Genomic DNA, 20,493 nt, shown 5'->3' with positions numbered 1-20,493 from the left:
GGCCCGTTCGCCGCGCCCCAGAACCTATCCGCATTTCGTATATCATTGAATAAGAATTTATAGGAACCGATATGAGCAAGCGCCAGGTCGTCATCGGCATGCTGGGCACCCAGCTCGATGCCGGCGTGGGTCCGGGGCGCTGGGAAAAGTGGCGGCCGACCGTGTCGCTGGGCATGCACGAGGATTTCCTGCTCGGCCGCCTGGAACTGCTGGTCGACGCGCGCCGCTACGCCAAGCTGGCCTCGGTCGTGAGCGCGGACCTGGCCCAGGCCTCGCCCGAGACCGAGCTGCGCGTGCACGACACCTACCTGGCCGACCCCTGGGACTTCGAGGGCGTGTACGCGACCCTGCACGACTTCCTCAGCGGCTACGACTTCCGCACCGAGGAAGAGGACTACTACGTCCACATCACCACCGGCACCCATGTCAGCCAGATCTGCTGGTTCCTGCTCGCCGAAAGCCGGCACTTTCCGGGGCGCCTGCTGCAGACCTCGCCGCCGCGCAAACAGGGCGGCGGCGATCCGGGCAGCTATGCGGTCATCGACCTGGACCTGTCGCGCTACGACCTGATCGCGCAGCGCTTCCAGCAGCAGCGGCTGCACGACCGCGACCTGCTCAAGAGCGGCATCGCCACCCGCAACGCCGCGTTCAACCGCATGATCGAGCAGATCGAAACCGTCGCCACCCGCTCCAAGGCGCCGATGCTGCTGATGGGCCCCACCGGCGCCGGCAAGAGCCAGCTGGCCAAGCGCGTGTTCGAGCTGAAGAAGCTCAAGCACCAGCTGCCGGGCCAGTTCGTGGAAGTGAACTGCGCCACCCTGCGCGGCGACGGCGCCATGAGCACCTTGTTCGGCCACGTCAAAGGCGCTTACACCGGCGCCGCCGGCGATCGCGCCGGCCTGTTGCGCTCGGCCCATCGCGGGCTGCTGTTCCTGGACGAAATCGGCGAACTGGGCCAGGACGAGCAGGCCATGCTGCTGCGCGCCCTGGAGGAAAAGCGCTTCCTGCCCGTGGGCGGCGACAAGGAGGTGGAAAGCGACTTCCAGCTGATCGCCGGCACCAATCGCGACCTGCAGCAGGCCGTGGCGCAGGGCCGGTTCCGCGACGACCTGCTTGCGCGCCTGAACCTGTGGACCTATCGCCTGCCGGGCCTGGCCGACCGGGTCGAGGACATCGAGCCCAATCTGGATTTCGAGCTGGAGCGCTGGTCGCGCGAGCAGCACCAGCGCGTGACCTTCAACCGTGAGGCGCGCGAACGCTACCTGCGCTTCGCCACCAGCGGCGAGGCGGCCTGGAGCGGCAATTTCCGCGACCTGGGCGCCTCGGTGATGCGCCTGGCCACGCTGGCCGTCGGTGGCCGCATCCAACTGGATCTGGTGCAGGAGGAAATCGAGCGCCTGCGCGCGACCTGGCACGGGGCGCAGGCGGCCTCGCCGCTGGACGCCTTGCTGGGCGAACGCAGCGGCGAGCTGGACCGCTTCGATCGGGTGCAGTTGGAAGAGGTGGTGCGGGTCTGCGCGCGTGCCCGCTCGCTGTCGCAGGCCGGGCGCGAGCTGTTCGCGTACACGCGCAGCCAGCGCGCCAGCACCAACGACGCCGACCGCCTGCGCAAATACCTGGCCCGGTTCGGTCTGGATTGGGAGCAAGTGCGCGGCGGCGGCGGCAGCGAGTGAGCGCAGCGCGTTAGCCAGCAACGACGGCGACTTCGGAAAACGTTACCGGCACGCATTCATCCGCCGTTGCCTTCGGCGATTTCGCGCAAACCCTTTGTTTACAAGCATTTAACGCGCATGACTTTTGGCGCGACCACGCCCGGAACGCAGAGTTCCTATACTTTCCGGTACAAAATTCAGCTTCGATTGAATCGGCGCTTGGATACTGCGCCACACCGGATCGCCGGCCGCCCCACCCCGAGGCGACGCGCTCCGGACAAGATCAATAAGAGGCTGAGACCTTATGAAGCGCACTTTGCTTGCCCTGACCCTGCTGGCCGCCCTGCCGTTCGCCGCTTCCGCGGCCGAGGGCGTGTCCTATAACTACGTCGAAGGCGGTTACGCCAAGACCAACACCGATTCGGGCGACGCCGACGGCTGGGCCATCAACGGCTCGGGCGCCATCGCCGACAACTTCCACATCTTCGGCGGCTACAGCAAGCAGGAGATCGACAACACCAACATCGACTTCGACCAGTGGCGCGTCGGCCTGGGCTACAACCACGAGCTGAACTCGCGCGTGGACCTGCTCACCCGCGTGGCCTACGAGAAGTTCGATGCCGGCCAGGGCCTGGACTTCAACGGCTACAGCGTCGAAGCCGGCGTCCGCGGCGCGCTGACCCCGAACTTCGAGGGTTACGCGCTGGCCGGTTACGAGGACTACGAGAAGGCCGACGGCGAGTTCTACGGCCGCCTCGGTGCCCAGGTGAAGTTCAACCAGACCTGGGGCATCAACGGCGACGTCAAGTTCATCGACGGCGACACCCAGTTCTTCGTCGGTCCGCGCGTCAGCTTCTAAGCGGCCCAGACCGCACAACGCAGCACCCATCGCGATCTCTCTCTCCCCCGAACGTCGCGATCGAGCCCGGCCCCGGCCGGGCTCTTTTTTTGCGCCGAACCGGTTTAACTCCTCCTAGAGCGGATCGCGCCTGAACAGGGCACACAATGCGTGTCGGAAGACAGTTGTGGCGGTGTGAAATTTTCGTTACCGTGCGCGCCGCCGCAATGCGGCAAGGACGCAAACCACAAAATCAGGATCGAGAGAGATTCCATGAAGAAGCAACTCGTGCTGGCAGCGCTGCTGGCCACCGCCCCGTTCGTCGCCTCGGCCGAGGGCCTGAGCTACTCCTACGTCGAAGGCGGCTACACCCGCATCAACGTCGACACCGGCGTGTCCGGTTTCGATCCGGAACTGGACGGCGGCTACATCCGCGGTTCGGCTGAGCTGGGCGAAAACTTCACCGTGTTCGGCAGCTACAGCAAGACCCAGGACGACGTGCGCGTCTCCGGTTTCGTGAACAAGTTCGACACCGACTTCGAAACCGCCGAGATCGGCTTCGGCTACCACGCCGACATCAGCGACCGCGCCGACTTCATCGCCGAGCTGTCGTACCTGCGTCAGGAAATCGACATCGAAGGCGTCAACGGCGAAGCCAAGGGCGGCAAGCTCAATCTCGGCATCCGCGGCGAGATGACCGACAACCTGGAAGGCTGGGTCAAGGCCGGCTACATCGACGGCGGCGACTTCGAAGGCGATTTCGTGGGCACGCTGGGCGGCCAGTACAAGTTCAACCAGACCTGGGGCATCGTGGGCGAAGTGGAGTTCATCGAGGACACCACCCAGTTCATGCTCGGCGCTCGCGCCAGCTTCTGATCCTTCGGAAGCCGCAGCAGCAGAAAAAAGCCCGGTTCGCCGGGCTTTTTTCTTTTGCGCCGTCAGCCGTGCTTTGGGGTAGGAGCGGCGTGAGCCGCGATCGCGAACCCGCAGCTACGGCGAATGCCGCGCCTACCCCGGTAGGAGCTGCGCAAGCTGCGACCGCGAATCCGCAGTTACGACCAAGCCCTCGGTCGGCGTGGGGTCTGCTCGGGCGCCTTGGGGTAGGAGCGGCGTGAGCCGCGATCCGCTCCGAACTCGCGAAGGTGTGTGGTGGGCTGGTTGAAGCAACAGCAACAGCTTCCGTCCGCAAGCGGCCGGGTTACTTTCTTTTGATAAGCGTCAAAAGAAAGTAACCAAAGAAAAACGCTTGGCCAGAGCCCCCGTGCGAGAGCATTGCGTGCGCGGGGATTTTTCGATGGCACATCCCTGTGCCAGCGAAAAACGGCGCACCTCCTGTGCGCCGCCCTCCGGGTCTTCCATTGGACGGCGAGTTCGGTGCCCGAGCGAGGAGCAAGAGCATTCGCTTCGCTCATCCCCTCACCCTAGCCCTCTCCCGCAAGCGGGAGAGGGAACAAATCCGACGCCGCTTGCTGCTTTTAGCCCCTCTCCCGCCTGCGGGAGAGGGGTTGGGGTGAGGGCACGCGCAGCCACAAGTTCGCGCCGCAAGCCAGGCCGGCCGATCGATCACTCCTCGTCCTTCGGCGCCTTGTCCTCCGCCGGCACACCCTGCAACAGCTGCTGCAGCGAGTCCGCCACCTCGCGCTCCAGTTGCTTGCGCGTGACCGCCGCGGCGCTGGCCAGTTCCAGTTCCTCGCAAGCCACCGAGCGCGGTTCGTCCTTGCAGACCTGGCGGATGCCGGCGAGCAGGCGTTCGTCGCCGCTGTTGTGGTAGGCCGCGACCACGTTGCCGCAGCCCTCGCGCACGTGCTGGGCGCAGACGCGGTCGTAGTAGCCGGCCGCGCGCTTCCAGTCGCCGGACAGCGCCGCGCTGTGGCCGGCGCCGATGCAGGCGGACAGGGAGCCGCGGCGGCAGCAGGCCTCGGCGCCGCCGGGATCGCTGAGCGCGCAGGTGTCCACGCGGTACGGGGTTTCGATGGCGCGCGCCCCCGGGATCGGCAGCTTCACCGCCGCGCACTGCGCCGGCACGCCGCGGCGGTAGACGGTGTAGCGGGTCCAGTCGTCCATGCCCAGCAGGGTGTCGCCGTCGAACCAGCGCAGGATGAAATCGTCGCCCTTGTCGTGGCGCACCAGCACCTGGTCGTCGCGCAGGCGGTACAGCAGGCTCAGCTCGCCGTCGTTGCCTACGGCCGCCGCGTGCGCGTCGCCGAAGCGGAACACGTCGAACAGGCTTTCCTGGGCGCTGGCATAGGTGCCGCAGGGTTGCTGCGGCGTGCGTGCGGGCGCGTCGTCACGGAGCGCGAGGTCGTTGAGGTCGGCCAGCGGTTTGCAGGCATCGCCGCCGAGGCGGCGCTCGCAGGCGTAACGCAGGGTCTCGCGCGCGCTGGCGAAGCGGCCGGCGATCCAGTCCTGTTCGGCCGACTGGGTGCAGGCCTTGGGCGCGTCGGCTTCGCGGCAGCCTACGCGCAGCGCGGCCAGCACCGGCGCGGGCAGGGCGACGGTGCGGAACAGGTACAGCGGCGCGGTGGGGTCGTCGGGCTTGAGCGATTCCGCCCAGGCTTCGCAGGCGTAGGGGCTGCGTTCCTGGCGGCAATACGTCTGCAGGCGCTGGCTGCGCTGCTGCGGCGATCCCTCGGGATCGATCATCATCTGCGCCACGCAGGACTGCACATCACCACCGGCACAGGCGGCGGCGCGGCGGCCCTGCTCCGGCGTGCCCGGCGGCGCCAGCGCGACGCCCGCGCCCAGCGTGGGCACGCAGACCGCCTCGTCGCGGCGGGTATAGGTCAACGGCTCCTTGCGGAATTCGTCCGGCTCCAGCACCAGGCGGCCATCGGCATGGATGCGGTAGGTGTCGAGCAGGTCGCTGTCGGCACGGCGCATGCTCAGGCGGTCGCCATCGATGCGGTAGCGCCAGGCGGCGGGGTCGAGGTTGCCGGCGCGGTCGTGCGCGCTGACGCGGTTGCCGGCGAAGCTCAGCAGCGGCGCGTAGTCGTCGTCGGGCGCGTATTCGCCGCAGGGCGGCACCGCGGCGGCCGCGGGCGCGGCCAGCAGGCAAAGCAGCAGCGGCCATGCGGCCAGGGGCGCGCGCATCGGAAGTCCGTTTCGCTGTGAGGGACGCCTAGTGTCGCCGCGCTTCACGGCGACGCCAAGGCGGCACCTCAGCCGAACAGTTCGTGCGGGTACTCGGGCTTCTGCTCGCGCGCCAGCAACTGGCGCAGGCCATCGGCCGGGGTGATCGAACCGTGCAGCACGGCTTGCACCGCGCTGGAAATCGGCAGCTCGATGCCGTGGCGCTGGGCCTGGCGCATGACCTCGTCGGCGGTCTGCACCGACTCGACCACCTGGCCGATCTCGCGCACCGCGTCCTCGATCGACTGGCCGCGGCCCAGGGCCAGGCCCAGGCGGCGGTTGCGCGACAGGTCGCCAGTGCAGGTCAGCACCAGGTCGCCCAGGCCGGCCAGGCCCATCAGGGTTTCGGGCTGGCCGCCGATGGCGTGGTTCAGGCGCAGCATTTCGTTGAGGCCGCGGGTGATCAGGCCGGCGCGGGCGTTGAGGCCCAGCTGCATGCCGTCGGCCACGCCGGTGGCCACCGCGAGCACGTTCTTCATCGCGCCGCCGAGTTCGGCGCCGAGCATGTCGTCGCCGGTGTAGGCGCGGAAGGTCGGGCCGTGCAGGGCGCCGGCCACGCTCTGGGCGAAGTCGGCGTCGTCGGAGTGCACGGTCAGCGCGGTGGGCAGGCCCTGCGCGACTTCCTTGGCGAAGGACGGGCCGGTGACCACGGCCAACGGCACGCTCTCGCCCAGCACTTCGGCGGCGACTTCGTGCAGGAAACGGCCGCTGCCCGGCTCGAAGCCCTTGGTCGCCCAGGCCACGCCCGCATGCGCGGGACGGTGCGGCGCGAGCGCGCGCAAGGTTTCGGCGAAGGCGTGCGAGGGCACCACCACCAGCACCAGGTCGGCGCCGCGCAGGGCGGCGGCCAGGTCGGTGGTGGCGTGCAGCGATTCCGGCAGCGGAATGCCCGGCAGGTAGCGCGGGTTCTCGTGGCGGCCGTCGATGGCCGCGACGCCGTCGGCGTCGCGGCCCCAGAGCACCGTGCGGTGCCCGTTACGGGCGATCAGGGCGGCGAGCGCGGTGCCCCAGGAACCGGAGCCCAGCACCGCCACCGCAGGCGGCGCGGCGGCGGGCGAGTTGGCGGTCGCGTCGGCGCCCATGGCTGCGATCGCGGGCGCGCCTCAGGCGTTGCCCGCGGTCTCCGCGTCGGCCAGGCCGCCCTGCTGCGCGGCGCGCTGACGCAGGCCTTCGGCGTACAGGGCGTCGAAGTTGATCGGCTGCAGGAAGAACGGCGGGAAGCCGCCGGACTGGATCAGGTCGCTGACCAGCTGACGCGCGTAGGGGTAGAGCACGTTCGGGCAATGGGTGCCCAGCATGCCGTCCAGGGTGGCCTCGTCGAAGCCGCTCAGGCCGAACACGCCGGCCTGCTTCACTTCCACCAGGTACAGCGGCTTGTCGCCGGCGTTGCAGGTCAGGGTGATGCCCAGGACCACTTCGAACGCGGCGTCGTTGAGGCGCTGCACGCTCTGGTTGAGGTTCATCTGCAGCTGCGGCTGGGCGGTTTCGTTGAACACCGCCGGCGCGCCGGGAACCTCGAAGGAAACGTCCTTCACGTAGATCTTTTCGACCGTGAACGCCGGACCGGCGGCTTCGGCGGGCGCGACGGCGCCGTTGACGTTTTCTTCGGACATCGGATGACTCCAGCGGTGTAAGTAGTGGTCGTTGCGGTGGAATACGTGGCCGTTAAGGCCGGAAAGGGCCGATTATGGCATGCACCTGTGACCGTCCCCGGGTTAAGGCGTGGGGACGCGCCGGGCCCGGCGCAAGCCCCCCGGATGCGAATCAGGCGCGGCCCTTGACCAGCGGCAGGTCGGCCTGCTGCCAGGCCTGAATGCCGCCGTCCAGCCAGTACACCTGCTGGAAGCCGGCCTTCTTCAGGCGCTTGGCGGCGTCGCCCGAGGCCTGGCCGGTGCGGCAGACCATCACCACCGGCAAGGCCTTGGCGTTGGCCAGCAGCTTGTTTTCCGGATCGAACTGGCTGGGCGCGACCGAGCGGCTGCCGGCGATATGGCCCTTTTCGAAATCGTTGATCGCCGACAGGTCGACCACCAGGGCGTTCTCGCGGTTGATCAGGCCGGTCAGTTCGGCCGGGCGCAGGGCCTTGTAGCCGCGGAACAGGCGCGAGACCTCGGTGTAGGCCAGCGCCACGGTCAGGCCGACCAGTCCCATCGACAGGAACATGTGGCGGCCGGCGAAGGCCAGCAGTTCTTCTAAGCTCACGGGATCACGTGCGGGGCGGCGGATGGGGGCGCGATTGTCGCCCAGCGCGGCGGGCGGCGCAAAAAGGCCCCCGTCGGCCCCGCCTACATGCCGTCCCAGAAGTCCGGCAGGCCCGAGTGCAGCCACCAGTTCTTGGACTCGGGGTCCCAGCGCCACTGCTCGCGGTAGCGCACGGTGCGTTCGGCCTGGGTGTGGCGGTTGATCACGCCGATCTCGATGTCGCGCACCGCGATGCCGGCCTTGGCGTCCATGCTGGAGCCCACGTCGCGGTAGCTGGTGACCTGGACCTGCTTGTAGCGCTCCAACTCCAGCGCGCTGACCGGGTGCTCCTTGCGGTAGCCGGCGTCGATCAGGTTCTGCGCCTGCTCGAACTCGCCCCAGCGGATCGCGCCGGACCAGGTGTACTGGTTGCGCTCCAGGTTGTTGGACTTCTTGCTGGCCCAGGCGCCGCCGGCCAGCGCCAGCAGGCACAGCACCAGCAGGAACTTGGGCAAGCGCATCAGGAGCTGGCGCATCGGGTGTCTCCGTCGGGACCGCGTCGGCCGACATGCTAGCCGGTTCGCGGCGCGCAGGTTGAACGGATGCCTCAACCCCGCACGATGGCGACGTAGCGGGCGGTGAAGTAGGTGGCCACCCCGCCCTCGGGCAGGCGCACCCGCGCGACCAGGCCGGTGCGGGCGCGGCCGCGCTCGCGCAGGGTCGCCAGGAACGCGTCCCAGTCGGCGTCGGCGGCCAGTTCGGCGTCCACGTCGATGTCGGCGTACAGCGGCGCCAGGTAGCGGATCTGGCTGTCGGCCACGTACACGTCGGCGTCGATGCCGGCCAGCTCCAGGCGCAGCGAGATCAGGCCCCAGGAGGCCAGGGTCATCATCGAGGCCAGGCTGCCGCCGAAGGCGCAGCCCTTGTCGTTGACGTGGCGCGACAGCGGCGCGTGCAGGCGCAGGCGCTGGCCGTCGTAGCCGCCGATGCTCAGGTCCATCGTCGCCACCGGCGGCATCGATCGGTAGTGGTGCAGCAGGCGTTGCAGGGCGGTGTCTAGGCTCATGGCGGGGGCAGTCTGCACGGACGGGATGCCGCGTCGCGCGCGGCTGTGCCAAGCTGCCCGGATGCGTCCGCACACACCGCCACAGCCGCCGCGATGGTACGTGATCTCGCTGCGTCCCAGCGGCGGCCATGCCGGGTTGCGCCGCGCCGCGGCCGCACACGGCGCGCGCCTGCTGGCGCTGTCGCCCTGGCGTTTGCAACGCCTGGACGGTGCGGCGGTGCATGCCGCCCTGGACGCCGCGCTGGGCGCGGACTGCACGATCTTCACCAGCCCCGAAGCCGCGCGCGCGGCGCGCGCCTTGCGGCCCCTGCGCGACGGCGACGCGCGCGCCTGGTACGCGGTCGGCGCCGGCACCGCCGCGGCCCTGTGCCGCGCCGGCGTGCGCACGGTGCGCGCGCCCGAGCGCATGGACAGCGAAGGCCTGCTCGCGCTGCTGGCCGCCGACGGCCGCGACCGCGGCCGCATCGGCCTGGTCACCGCCCCGGGCGGCCGCGGCGTGCTGGCGCCGGCGCTGCAGGCGCGCGGCGCGCAGGTGCTGCGCGCCGACTTGTACCGGCGCGAACCGATCGCGCCCTCGCCGCGCGCGCTGGCACGATTGCGCGATCTGGATGCGCCGGCGGCGCTGGCCCTGTCCAGCGGCGAAGCCCTGCAGCACGTCCTGCAATCCCTGTCCGACTCCGACGCACGCACGCTGCGCGGCGCCTGGGTGCTGGCCGCGAGCGAACGCCTGGCCGCGCTGGCGCGCGAGCTGGGCTTCGAGCGCGTGCGTGTGGCCGCCGGCCCGCGGCCGCCGCAATTGCTGGCCGCGTTGCCCGAACGGTCGCCGGACGTGCGCTGACGGCGACCTGAAAATGCCGTGCCGGCGCGGGCGTTCCGGTAGCATGACGGTTCATGAGCGCCTCCCCCGATTCGCCCGCCCCGACCCCGCAATCCCCGCGCACCGCCCCCGCCGCGTCCGCGCCCGTCCGCCGCCGTTCCTATGCCTGGCTGCTGTGGCTGCCGGTGCTGGCCGTCTTGGCCTACATCGGCTGGCATTCCTGGCGGCAGATGCAGGTGCGCGAGGCGCGCGAACGCGCCGCGGTGGCCGACGCCGACCTGCGCCTGGACGCGCTGGACGAGCGCATCAACGCGTTGCGCAACGACCAGCGTTCGCAGAACCGCCGCCTGCAGCAGGCCGACAGCACCAACCGCGTGCTGCGCGACGAGCTGCACGGCATCTCCACCCGTGCCAGCCTGATCGAAGACAGCGTGTCCAAGCTGGCCGATCCGGACCGCCACGGCGCCCAGGCCATGCGCCTGGACGAAACCGAGCTGCTGCTGACCCTGGGCCAGCAGCGCCTGCAGATCGCCGGCGACCTGGCCGGCGCGCGCAGCGCCTATGCGCTGGCCGGCGGCGTGCTCGACGGCATCGACGATCCGGCCTACCTCAGCCTGCGCCAGACCCTGATGCAGGAACGCGCCGCGCTGGACGCGCTGGGCATCGACCCGCGCGTTCGCGCGATGGCGCAGCTGGATGCGTACTCGCGCACCTTGAACCTGGCGCCGGTGGCCGATGCGCAGGCGCCGGCGCTGCGCGCGCCGTGGTGGGAGCGCGCGTTCGGCAACATCCTCGACATCCAACCCAGCGATGGCGCCGTGGCGCTGCGCCCTGCCGACCGCGCGGTGGCGCTGGCCGGCCTGCAGCTGGAAATCTCGCTGGCGCGCGCCGCCGCCGAGCGCCGCGACGACGCCGGTTACCGCGCCGCGCTGACCCGCGCCGACGGCTGGCTGCAGCGGCTGATGCCGGACTCGGCCGCGCGCGAACGCCAGCGCGCCACGCTGAAATCGCTGACCGCCCTACCGCTTTCACTGTCGGTTCCGACCCTGGGCAGCACACTGCAGCAACTGCGCCAGTTACGCACCGCGCACTAGGAGGGCCGGGCATGAATCTGTTCCGCAACCTGCTGTTCTGGATCGTCCTGGCCCTGGCCGGCGCGCTGGTCGCGCAGCTGCTGGTGCAGGACCCGGGCTATGTGCTGGTGCGCTACGGCGGCAACGACTACACCACCAACGTGCCCAAGGCGGTGCTGCTGGTGCTGGGCGTGCTGGTGGCGCTGTGGCTGGCCTGGAAGGTGCTGTCGCTGCCGTTCGCGGCGGTGCGCCGGCACCGCAAGAAGCAGGCGCGCGCGCGCTTGATCGACGGTCTGGACGCGCTGCATCAGGGCCATTGGAACCGCGCCGAGAAAGCGCTGGCGCTGGCCGCGCGCAGCGACGAGGTCGCCGCCATCGCCCAGGTCGGTGCCGCGCGCGCCGCCGCCGCGCGCGGCGACGAGGCCGCATCCGCGCAGTACCTGGATGCGCTGAGCGCGCAGCACCCGACCGCGCGCGCGCTGGCCGCCGCCGAACTGGCGCTGGAACAGCAACGCGCCGCCGATGCCTTGAGCGCGCTGGACGCGCCGGCCGCGCAGCCGCTGCCGCCGCGCGGGCTGATCCTGCGCGCACGCGCGCTGGCCGCGCTGGGCCGTGCCGGCGAGGCCTATGGCCTGCTCGGCGCGCTGCGCCAGCAGCAGGCCTACCCGGCCGCGCAACTGAACCTGCTCGAAGCGCAGTGGGCCGAAGCCGCGCTGCGCGAAGCCGGCGACGCCAACGTGCTGGCCGACCGCTGGGAAGCGCTGCCCAAGCCGCTCAAGAGCGAACCGGCCGCGGTGGCCGCCTACGCCGAGCGCGCCGCCGCGCTGCGCTGGGAAGAAGCCGCCGCGCGCAGCCTGGAACAGGCCGTGGACACGCGCTGGGACGAGGGCCTGGCCGCGCTCTACGGCCGCCTGCCGATCGGCCGCCTGGACGTGCGCCGCGGCAACGCCGAACGCTGGCTGCAGGCGCACCCGGGCAGCCCCGCGCTGCTGGTCGCGCTGGCGCGCATCGCGCGTGCGCAGGGCCAATGGCCGCAGGCCGAGGCGTATCTGCACCGCGCGCTCGCACAGGGCGCCAACAGCGAGGCCTGGGAGGAACTGGGCCACGGCTTCGCCGAAGCCGGCGACGATGCGCGCGCGCGCCTGAGCTATGCCAACGCCCTGCATGCCGCGCGCGGCGAGGCCACGACCGAACTGCCCGGCCGCGACCTGCGGCAGAAGATCTTCGACGAAGCGGTCGTCGAGGAACGCGACGAACACGGCATGCCGCGTTTGCGCGGCTGAGCCCCAGGGTGCGATGACGACCGCACCACCGCGCCCTGGCGGGACGCTGCTGCGGTCTCCTGCGGTTCACCACGCCCTGGACACGGGCGCGCTAGCTAGCCGGTTTTCGCCTCGGCGCCGGGCAGGCCGGCCAGGAACGCTTCGCCGCAGCCCTTGAAGCGCGCGCCGTCGGCATCGATGCGGCTGGCCGAGAGGATGCGCGCGCCTATCAGACCGGCGACCAGGGTCGACAACAGCAGCACGAAGCCGAACAGGATCGTCGCACCGTGCTCGTTGCCGGTACCCGCGATCACGGTGCCGATGCCGGCGAACGTACCCAGCCAGGCCAGCGCCAGCCAATGCCTGCGCCGCCGGCGGTGCGCGTCGCACAGGCCCGCGGCCACGCGCAGCTGCTTGCGCACGATCAGGGCCACGACCAGATAGATCAGGAAATTCACCAGCAACAGCAGGTACAGCGCCGGGTGGTGCCAGTAGTAGCTGCGGCGCTGCATCGGCGTGGGCACCGGCGCGTTGCATTTGACGCAGCGCGCCGGCAACTCGCCTTCGCCGCGCACGCGCAGCACCGCACCTTCGCGCCAGCACGCGCCCGACGGCCGCGGGCGCACGGGCGCCACATACAGAGGCGCGCTCGGCGCCCGATACGGATTGAAGGTGTCCATCGCTTCCCCTGCGCGAACGTGGGCCCGTGGCGGCCGCGCGTCGAGATCCCCTGCACTGATGGGCAGCATAAGGACTGTGTGGGGTTGGGGATAGTGCGGCGAGAGTTCGAACGCTGCGGCGCGAATTCGCGACTGCGCGCGCCCTCACCCCAACCCCTCTCCCGTAAACGGGAGAGGGGCTAAAGCAGCAAATTGCGTCGGATCTGTCCCCTCTCCCGCTTGCGGGAGAGGGCTAGGGTGAGGGGGTGAGCGCAAGCGCGAATGCTCTTGATCGGGCAACGAACTCGCAGCTCCAACAGCAGACGCGGAGGGCGGCGCACAGGAGGTGCGCCGTTTTTCGCTGGCACAGGATGTGCCATCGAAAAATCCCGGCGCGCGCATCGCGCTCGCACGGGAGCTCTGGCGTAGCGTTTTTCTTTGGTTACTTTCTTTTGACGCTTATCAAAAGAAAGTGACCCGGCCGCTTGCGGACGGAAGCTGTTGCTGTTCCTTCCACAAACACACCCAAACACCTTCGCGAGTTCGGAGCAGATCGCGGCTCACGCCGCTCCTACCCCAAGGCGTCAGAACAGACTCCACGCCGACCGAGAGCTTGGTCGTAACTGAGGATTCGCGGTCGCAGCTTGCGCAGCTCCTACCCTGGGGCAGAAGCGGGCGTCAGCGTTCCAGGATCGCCACCACGCCCATGCCGCCCGCGGTGCAGATCGAGATCAGGCAGCGGCCGCCGCCGCGTTCCTTGAGCTGCTTGGCCGCGGTGGCGACGATGCGCGCGCCGGTGGCGGCGAACGGGTGGCCGGCGGCCAGCGACGAACCCAGCGGGTTGATCTTGGCCGGATCGATACGGCCCAGCGGCGCGCTCAGGCCCAGGCGGTTCTTGCAGTAGTCCTCGCTCTCCCAGGCGCGCAGCGTGCACAGCACCTGCGCGGCGAAGGCCTCGTGGATCTCGTAGATATCGAAATCCTGCAGGGTCAGGCCGTTGCGCTTGAGCATCTCCGGCACCGCCACGGTGGGCGCCATCAGCAGGCCCTCGCCGTGGACGAAGTCGACCGCCGACACCTGCGCGTCGCGCAGATAGCACAGCACTTCGTGGTTGTGCGCCTGCGCCCATTCCTCCGACGCCAGCAGGCAGGCCGCGGCGCCGTCGGTGAGCGGAGTGGAATTGGCCGCGGTCAGGGTGCCGCGACCGGAGGTCTTGTCGAACGCCGGCTTCAGCGTGGCCAGCTTCTCCAGGGTGCTGTCGGCGCGCAGGATGTTGTCGCGCGAGACGCCGCGGAAGCTCACCACCAGATCGTCGAAGAAGCCGCGCTCGTAGGCCGCGGCCAGCTTCTGGTGCGAGGACAGCGCCCATTCGTCCTGCGAGTCGCGCGAGATGTTCCACTCCTTGGCCATGTCCTCGCAGTGGTCGCCCATGGACTTGCCGGTGCGCGGCTCGGCCACGCCCGGAAACTCGGGCTTGAGCTCGCGCAGGTGGAAGCCCTTGAACGCCGCCAGCTTGTCGCGCGTGGTCTTGGCGCGCGCGGCCTCGAGCAGGCGGCGGCGCAGGCGGCGGCCGTAGACGATGGGCACGTCGGAGGTGGTGTCGGAACCGCCGCCGATGCCGGCCTCGATCTGGCCCGCGGCGATCTTGTTGGCCACGGTGATGATCGAATCCAGCGAGGTGCCGCAGGCGCGCTGCAGGGTGATGCCCGGCGTCAGCGGCGACAGGCCCGAGGACAGCGCGGCTTCGCGACCCAGGTTCCAGTCGCTGCTGTGCTTGATCACCGCGCCCATCGCGACCTCGCCCAGCTGCTGGCCGTGCAGGCCGAACTTCTCGACCAGGGCGCCCAGGGTCCGTACCGACATGCCGAGGTTGCCGACGTCCGCGTAGGCGGTGTTCTGGCGGCAGAACGGAATGCGGACGCCACCGAGCACGGCGACGGGACGGGCAGGACGCATCGGATACCTCGGGCGGACGGGAGCGGAAGGGGCGACGACGACCGGCGCTGAACGCGGCCGCGGGCATAATGGGACCCAGTGTAGCGCCGCCTCCGCGCGCAACCAATACGCCAGCGTATCCAAGCCAGCCCAGCCCCCGAATGACCGACCCCAGCCCCCGCTCCGCGCCCCCCGCCCCGCTGCACGTGCTCGGCGCGCTCGCCCTGGAACTGCGCGGCGACGCCCCGGTGGCGCGCAACGCTCTGGACCAGGCCGGCGCCGGCCGCCTGGCCGAGCTGATCGCCCGCGACCTGGCCGGCTTCGCCGCGGAGGCCGCCCGCCTGGAGCTGACCACGGTGGGCGCCCTGTACGACCCGGTGGAGGTGCTGCGGCCGGGCTGGCCGCTGCACCACGAGCTGGACCAGCTGGCCGCGCGCGCCCCCGGCCGCCACGAAGGCGGCGGTCGGATCATCGCCTTCGGCGCCCACCAGGAGCGGCTGCCCGGCACCCTGCCGCCCTCGCCGGACTACGCCGGCGGGCCGCTGCGGCTGCTGCCCTTCGTGCTCGGCGGCGAACCCGAAGTGGCCGCGCGCGTGGGCGAGATCTTCGAAACCACCCTGCTGGAGCGCGGCATGGCCGGCGCCGAGACCGCGCTGGCCGCGCAGGAAGCCTTCGGCCTGCAGGTGGAACACGCGCGCTACCTGACCGTGCACGACCTGGCCGCGATGATGGCGCTGCAGTACGAGCACGCCGGCCTGGCGCCGCTATGGCCGTTGCTGGAGACCGCGCTGCTGCAACCCGAGGCCGAGCAATGGCTGGACGCGCCGCCGGAACCGCTGGTGCGCTACGCCGAAGGCGAAGCGCGCGTGGCGCTGTTCTCGCCCGCGGCCTGGCATGCGCGCTACGCACCCGAAGCGCCCTGCGACAGCGACGACTGCCGCGACAAGCTCAATCGGCGCTACCAGCATTTCGAGGCGCGCCTGCGCCAGATCGCTGCGGTGCTGGGCGCGCATGGCGTGCCGGTGACGTTCGTGCATTGCGACGACGGCACCCAGGTGCGCGATCAGCTTTGAGCCCTTAGCGGCCCCAGCGGCAACTAGCGTTTGGAAACGGAAACCATACGCCGGCAAGACTCATACTTCGCCCGACTGCCCCAGGCTCTGTCTTCATAGTTCGTCCCAATCCGCTTCAACAGCTTCGCGAGCGTCGCGCGATCGCCTGCGTCGCAGGCGAACTTTGCGTAGCTCTGCAAGTTCCATTGGTCGGGATAACGCTCCACTACATCGTCGAAGCCCGCCTTCATCGCGCCCCATCGAGCTTTCGATTCGGCGAACAGATCGTCTCCGTAGTTGATCTGCGACGCGTACCAGTAGATGCGGGCATACAAACCCCGCCCCTCGGTGGCGCGGCTGCGCTTTGCTGCCGCCTGGGCAAAGACCTCGATGCTCTCGGCGTCGCCGTGCCACTTCGGCAGCAGATGATCCAGCATCGAGAAGTAGATGGGGTAGTAGGCGGGGAAACGTTTGATGCCCGCCTCGTACATCGGAGTCGGATCGGCGCCGCCCGGCGATTCCCGGATCAGCCCAATTTGGGTCGCATAGTAATTCGGATCGTCGGCCAGCAATGCCTGTTGCGATGTTAGGTAGGCGCGAGCACGAAGGATATGCGCGTAGAACGGCTTCCAAGCCGTGGCTGGCACCGTATTGGAGTAACCACTGCCGCGTATGCGCCAGGCGCGCTGCCGGATCGACTCGGCATGCACGATCCGGGCGAGCGAGGACTTCGGCGCCGAACGGGTCCAGGCCAGCGTCTTCGCCTCCACCCGCTCCCAATCCTTATCCGTCGCGGGCCGATAGAGCTGGGTCAGGCTGCCGATCACGGCGTTGGCGAACACGCCGTGAACCCAAAGACCGCTAGGAGTACGGTCGCCGCGCGAAAGGTAACCCCTATAAGCGCGGTCGACCTCGACGAACGAGCCATCGTTCCACAAGAGCTTCGTCGCCTGCGCAGAAATGTCATCGCGCACCTGGTGCTCGGTCTTGGCCGACATTACAGATGGAGATTGCGCAGGCACGGCCGAAATCGCGGGTGCCGAATACACGATTGAACACAAGGAAAAAGCGACTACGAGGGCTCGCAGGGACATGCTCAATGCTCGGATTGGATGAATTCGCTTTCGAAGATCGCGTAGCCGGCATCGACCATGTCCAATGATCGGTAGGTGGCTTGTGCGGCAGTATTGCCGCGCTCCACGTACAGGCGCAGCCCGATGACGCCGGGCGTCGCTTGCGCCAGCGCGGCGACATGGCCGTGCAAGGCCTGGTACACGCCCTGGCGGCGGTGTTCGGGCGCCACGTACACGCTCTGGATCCACCACCAGTCGCCGTTGCGCCAGTCGCTCCACTCGCGCGTGAGCATCAGCGTGCCCGCGGCCGCGGCGATGGTTTCGCGCCCGGCCACTTCCGATTCGCGCATGGCCACGTAGTAGCGGGCCTTGGACGGGTCCAGCAGCCCGGCCTCGACGCCGGCGTGCACCGTCGCCGGGTCCAGGCGCTTGTGCTCGGTTTCCCAGGCCATCGCCAGCATCCAGCCGGCGATCAGGTCGCGGTCGCCGGGCTCGGCGGGGCGAATTCGCAGTCGCGACATGTCAGTGCGACACGGAGATCACGCCGCAGGCCAGGCGTGCGCCCGCGTTGCCGGTCGGCTGGGTCACGTAGTCGTCGGGCGCGGCATGCACGATCACCGCGCGGCCGGCGACGTCGTTGCTGGCGCCGCCGCCCAAGGTCACCGCACGCGCATGCGCGTCGACCTGGGCCACGCCTTCGGCATCGGCGGTGATGTTGTCCATGTCGCCGCCGTGATGGGTGCCGCTGTCGGCCTTGCCGTGCGCGCTCATGCCGGGATTGAAATGGCCGCCGGCGCTGCTGGCGTCGACCGCGCTGCAATCGCCCTTCTCGTGGATATGGATCGCGTGCACGCTGTTGGGTGCGAAGCCGCCGATCACGCCGGTCAGGCGCACGCCGTCGGCGGTGGGCGTCAGCTTCAGCTTGCCGCTGACCAGGCTGCCCGAGGCCGAAGCCAGGATCGCCTGCCCGGACTGCGCGGTGGACACCGGCTTGGGTGCCGGCGGCGGCGCCTTGGTCTTGGGCGGCGCGGAACCGCAAGCGCTCAGGGCGAGGACGGCGGCGGCGATCAGTGCGGTGCGGGCGGCGGCGTTCATGGCGGCTCCTTGCATGAGGTCGATGCTGTAAGTCCAAGCATACGAGGCTAGCGCGCGGCCGGTTCAGCAACGGTGAAACCAAGCAGAGTCCGCACACCGCCGTCGGGCCGTCGCCGCGACCCGCGCAGGTGTGCGCGGATCGCTAGCTGCGCTTGCGCCCCGTGCCCAGTTTTCGGGTCAGCGTGTTGCGGCCCAGGCCCAGGCGCGCGGCGGCTTCGGTGCGGCGGCCGCCGGTGTGCTCCAGCGCCGCCTCCAGCAGGGCGCGGTCGAAGCGTTCGCGCGCATGCGCGTGCAGGTCCTGCGCGCCTTCGGCCAGCTGCGCGCGCGCCCAGGCCGACAGGCGCGCGTCCCAGTCGTCGTCGGCCGCGCGCGCGGGGCCGGAGGCGGCCAGCACTTCGTCCAGGTCGGCGCGGGTGATGCTGTCGGCCGGCGCCAACGCGGCCAGGCGCCAGCACACGTTCTCCAGTTCGCGCACGTTGCCGGGCCAGTCGTGCGCCAGCAGCCGTTCCAGCGCGGGCTTGGACAGGCGTTTGGGCGTGGCCGCGAACTTGGCCGCGGCCGCGGCCAGGAAGCGCTCGGCCAGTTGGGCGATGTCGGCGCGGCGTTCGCGCAGCGGCGGCAGGCGAAGGCGTACCACGTCCAACCGGTGCAGCAGATCGGCGCGAAAGCGGCCCTCGGCGACCAGAGTTTCCAGGTCCTGGTGGGTGGCGGCGATCACACGCACGTCCACGCGGATCAGCTCGCGCCCGCCGACGCGGAAGAACTCGCCCTCGGCCAGTACGCGCAGCAGCCGCGTCTGCAAAGTCAGCGGCATGTCGCCGATTTCGTCCAGGAACAGGCTGCCGCCGTCGGCCTGCTCGAAGCGGCCGATGTGGCGGCGCTGCGCGCCGGTGAAGGCGCCGGCCTCGTGGCCGAACAATTCGCTTTCCAGCAGCTCGGCCGGGATCGCCGCGGTGTTGAGCGCCACGAACGGGCGCGCGGCGCGCGGCGATTCGCGGTGCAGCGCGCGCGCGACCAGTTCCTTGCCGGTGCCGGTTTCGCCGGTGATCAGCACCGACAGCGGCGCCTGCGCCAGGCGGCCGATCGCGCGGAACAAGGTGCGCATGGCCGGCGTGTCGCCGATCAGCGTATCGGCGGGCGGCGCGGCCTCGGCCGCGGGCGCAGCGGCGCCGTGCTCGGTGCCCAGCGCGCGCGCGGCCAGCGCCACCGCATCGTCCAGATCGAAGGGCTTGGACAGGAACTCGTGCGCGCCGCCGCGGAACGCGCCGGCGGTGCTGGCCACGTCGGTGTAGGCGCTCATCACGATCACCGGCAGGCGCGGCGCGGCGGCCTTGAGCTTGTCCAGCAAGACCAGGCCGTCGTCGCCGGGCATGCGCACGTCGGTGTAGAGCAGGTCGGGCGCGCCGCGCAGCGCCAGCGCCGCGAGCACGTCGTCGGCGTTTTCGAAGCCGTCCACGCTGTAGCCGGCCTCGCGCAGCGCGGTGGCCAGGACGAAGCGCACGCTGCGGTCGTCGTCGACCACCCACACGCGCGCCGGCGTTGCCGAGCTGGCGTTCATGCGGGCGGCGCCCCCTCTTCGATGTGCATCGGCAGCAGCAGGGTGAACACGGTGTGGCCCGGGCGCGAGCGGTAGGCCAGCGAACCGCGGTGCTCGCGCGCGACCTGCTGCGCCAGCGCCAGGCCCAGGCCGCTGCCCTCGGCGCGGCCGGACACCAGCGGCAGGAACAGCTGCTCGGCCAGTTCCTCGGGCACGCCGCGGCCGTCGTCGGAAATCTCCAGGCGCAGCGCGATCGGGTGGATCGCCTCGGCGATGCGCACGCCGTGCTCAGCGCGCGTGCGCAGGCTGACCTGGCTGGCGCCGGCCTCGATGGCGTTGCGCACCAGGTTCCACAGCGCCTGCATCAGCCGGTCGGCGTCGCCGGCGAACTCGGGCAGGCTGGGGTCGTAGTCGCGCACCAGGCGCAGCGCCCAGCCCGCTTCGCTTTCGGCCAGGCGCAGCACGCGCTCCAGCACCGCATGGATGTTGAGCGGCGCATGCGCGCGCGGCGGCGCCGGGTTGAGCAGGCGGTCCAGCAACGCGGTCAGGCGATCGACTTCGCTGTCGATCAGTTCGACCAGCTCGCGCGAATCGCCGTTGTGACCGTTGCCCGCGTCCAGACGCCGCGCCAGCAACTGCGCCGCGCCTTTGACGCCGGCCAGCGGATTGCGCAGCTCGTGCGCCAGGCCCTTGAGCGAGGCCGACAAGGCCGACGGCAGCAGCAGCGCCGGATCGTCGCCGGGGAACTCGTCCACCGGATGCGCCTCCAGCAGCCAGCCGCCTTCGCCGTGCCGGCTCAGCCACAGGTCGGCGAAGCGCTCGTCGCCGTCGGCGTAGCGCAGGCGGATGCGGCGCAGCCGCAGCGACTCGTCGGCGGCGGTGCGCGTCAGCGCCGCGGCCAGGCGGCCGTCGCCCGCGTCCAGCCCGGCCAGCGGCCAGCCGTTGAGCCGCCGCGCGCTGACCCCGAGCCAGCGCGAAAACGCCAGGTTGCAGCCCAGGATCGCACCGCCCGCGTCGCTCCAGGCCAGCGGCGTGGTCAGGCCGTCCAGGGCCGGTGCGGGAGGCGATTCGGGCGACATTGCACCATCTTAGTGCAAATCTGCCGGGTGCCGACTACGTCTGGC

Annotated in this window: 20 protein-coding genes; 7 read left to right on the top strand and 13 right to left on the bottom strand. The window is 70.3% G+C overall.

The genetic code is table 11. The features are described 5' to 3' along the window. Positions 1–71: 71 nt before the first annotated feature. From rtcR to DX914_RS17315, 3 genes are all read left to right on the top strand, one after another. Positions 72–1,673 (top strand): RNA repair transcriptional activator RtcR, encoded by a 1,602-nt coding sequence (gene rtcR, locus DX914_RS17325; protein ID WP_115861053.1) that lies wholly within the window; start codon positions 72–74, stop codon positions 1,671–1,673. 283 nt (positions 1,674–1,956) lie between these two features. After that, positions 1,957–2,511: an OmpO family porin gene (locus DX914_RS17320; RefSeq protein ID WP_115861051.1), complete on the top strand. Its 555-nt coding sequence runs from the start codon at positions 1,957–1,959 to the stop codon at positions 2,509–2,511. A gap of 252 nt (positions 2,512–2,763) precedes the next feature. Continuing rightward, a complete protein-coding gene (locus DX914_RS17315) occupies positions 2,764–3,366 on the top strand; it encodes an outer membrane beta-barrel protein (protein ID WP_115861049.1) in 603 nt (200 codons plus the stop codon). A gap of 687 nt (positions 3,367–4,053) precedes the next feature. Here DX914_RS17315 and DX914_RS17310 read toward each other — a convergent pair. The 6 genes from DX914_RS17310 to DX914_RS17285 form a co-directional block, all read right to left on the bottom strand. Continuing rightward, a complete protein-coding gene (locus tag DX914_RS17310) occupies positions 4,054–5,580 on the bottom strand; it encodes a hypothetical protein (RefSeq protein WP_115861047.1) in 1,527 nt (508 codons plus the stop codon). Between the two features lie 68 nt (positions 5,581–5,648). After that, positions 5,649–6,701 carry an NAD(P)H-dependent glycerol-3-phosphate dehydrogenase gene (locus DX914_RS17305; protein ID WP_115861045.1) on the bottom strand — a complete coding sequence of 351 codons (1,053 nt, stop codon included), beginning with the start codon at positions 6,699–6,701 and terminating at the stop codon, positions 5,649–5,651. Between the two features lie 21 nt (positions 6,702–6,722). Next, positions 6,723–7,232, bottom strand: a complete 510-nt coding sequence (gene secB, locus DX914_RS17300; RefSeq protein WP_115861043.1) for a protein-export chaperone SecB — start codon at positions 7,230–7,232, stop codon at positions 6,723–6,725. A 151-nt stretch (positions 7,233–7,383) separates the two neighbouring features. Continuing rightward, positions 7,384–7,821: a rhodanese-like domain-containing protein gene (locus DX914_RS17295; RefSeq protein WP_115861041.1), complete on the bottom strand. Its 438-nt coding sequence runs from the start codon at positions 7,819–7,821 to the stop codon at positions 7,384–7,386. An 83-nt stretch (positions 7,822–7,904) separates the two neighbouring features. After that, positions 7,905–8,336 carry a hypothetical protein gene (locus DX914_RS17290; protein ID WP_231118312.1) on the bottom strand — a complete coding sequence of 144 codons (432 nt, stop codon included), beginning with the start codon at positions 8,334–8,336 and terminating at the stop codon, positions 7,905–7,907. 71 nt (positions 8,337–8,407) lie between these two features. Continuing rightward, positions 8,408–8,866, bottom strand: a complete 459-nt coding sequence (locus tag DX914_RS17285) for a YiiD C-terminal domain-containing protein (RefSeq protein WP_115861039.1) — start codon at positions 8,864–8,866, stop codon at positions 8,408–8,410. A gap of 61 nt (positions 8,867–8,927) precedes the next feature. Between DX914_RS17285 and DX914_RS17280 the strand changes: the two genes are divergently transcribed. Genes DX914_RS17280 through DX914_RS17270 form a run of 3 tightly spaced genes read left to right on the top strand, consistent with a single transcriptional unit; the run spans position 8,928 to position 12,039 of the window. After that, entirely contained in the window at positions 8,928–9,704 is a 777-nt protein-coding gene (locus DX914_RS17280; RefSeq protein ID WP_115861037.1) for a uroporphyrinogen-III synthase, read from the top strand. A gap of 53 nt (positions 9,705–9,757) precedes the next feature. Beyond that, positions 9,758–10,777, top strand: coding sequence for a uroporphyrinogen-III C-methyltransferase (locus DX914_RS17275; protein WP_115861035.1), 1,020 nt, complete (start codon positions 9,758–9,760; stop codon positions 10,775–10,777). A gap of 11 nt (positions 10,778–10,788) precedes the next feature. Further along, the gene (locus DX914_RS17270; protein ID WP_115861033.1) at positions 10,789–12,039 is read left to right on the top strand and encodes a heme biosynthesis HemY N-terminal domain-containing protein; all 1,251 of its coding nucleotides are present in this window, start codon (positions 10,789–10,791) and stop codon (positions 12,037–12,039) included. 95 nt (positions 12,040–12,134) lie between these two features. Here the strand turns inward: DX914_RS17270 and DX914_RS17265 are convergent, their stop codons facing one another. Beyond that, the gene (locus DX914_RS17265) at positions 12,135–12,698 is read right to left on the bottom strand and encodes a hypothetical protein (RefSeq protein WP_115861031.1); all 564 of its coding nucleotides are present in this window, start codon (positions 12,696–12,698) and stop codon (positions 12,135–12,137) included. Positions 12,699–13,355: 657 nt separating this feature from the next. Further along, positions 13,356–14,633 (bottom strand): acetyl-CoA C-acetyltransferase, encoded by a 1,278-nt coding sequence (locus DX914_RS17255; RefSeq protein WP_115861029.1) that lies wholly within the window; start codon positions 14,631–14,633, stop codon positions 13,356–13,358. A gap of 140 nt (positions 14,634–14,773) precedes the next feature. Here DX914_RS17255 and DX914_RS17250 point away from each other — a divergent pair, with 140 nt between their 5' ends. Then, positions 14,774–15,685 (top strand): hypothetical protein, encoded by a 912-nt coding sequence (locus tag DX914_RS17250; RefSeq protein ID WP_115861027.1) that lies wholly within the window; start codon positions 14,774–14,776, stop codon positions 15,683–15,685. Between the two features lie 23 nt (positions 15,686–15,708). Here the strand turns inward: DX914_RS17250 and DX914_RS17245 are convergent, their stop codons facing one another. The 5 genes from DX914_RS17245 to DX914_RS17225 form a co-directional block, all read right to left on the bottom strand. Next, entirely contained in the window at positions 15,709–16,662 is a 954-nt protein-coding gene (locus DX914_RS17245; protein WP_158549383.1) for a hypothetical protein, read from the bottom strand. Positions 16,663–16,760: 98 nt separating this feature from the next. Further along, on the bottom strand, positions 16,761–17,258 hold the full coding sequence (locus DX914_RS17240; RefSeq protein WP_115861023.1) for a GNAT family N-acetyltransferase: 498 nt from the start codon (positions 17,256–17,258) through the stop codon (positions 16,761–16,763). A gap of 1 nt (position 17,259) precedes the next feature. Then, entirely contained in the window at positions 17,260–17,832 is a 573-nt protein-coding gene (locus DX914_RS17235; RefSeq protein ID WP_115861021.1) for a superoxide dismutase family protein, read from the bottom strand. A gap of 142 nt (positions 17,833–17,974) precedes the next feature. Beyond that, positions 17,975–19,390: a nitrogen regulation protein NR(I) gene (gene ntrC / locus DX914_RS17230; RefSeq protein WP_115861019.1), complete on the bottom strand. Its 1,416-nt coding sequence runs from the start codon at positions 19,388–19,390 to the stop codon at positions 17,975–17,977. Next, a complete protein-coding gene (locus tag DX914_RS17225) occupies positions 19,387–20,448 on the bottom strand; it encodes a two-component system sensor histidine kinase NtrB (protein WP_115861017.1) in 1,062 nt (353 codons plus the stop codon). Before DX914_RS17225 ends, ntrC begins: the two co-directional genes overlap by 4 nt. Between the last annotated feature and the right edge of the window lie 45 nt (positions 20,449–20,493).

This window comes from Lysobacter silvisoli, assembly GCF_003382365.1.
Classification (GTDB): Bacteria; Pseudomonadota; Gammaproteobacteria; order Xanthomonadales; family Xanthomonadaceae; genus Lysobacter; species Lysobacter silvisoli.
The sequence above is the reverse complement of the archived record's forward strand: the minus strand, read 5'-3'. Positions and strand labels throughout refer to the sequence as shown.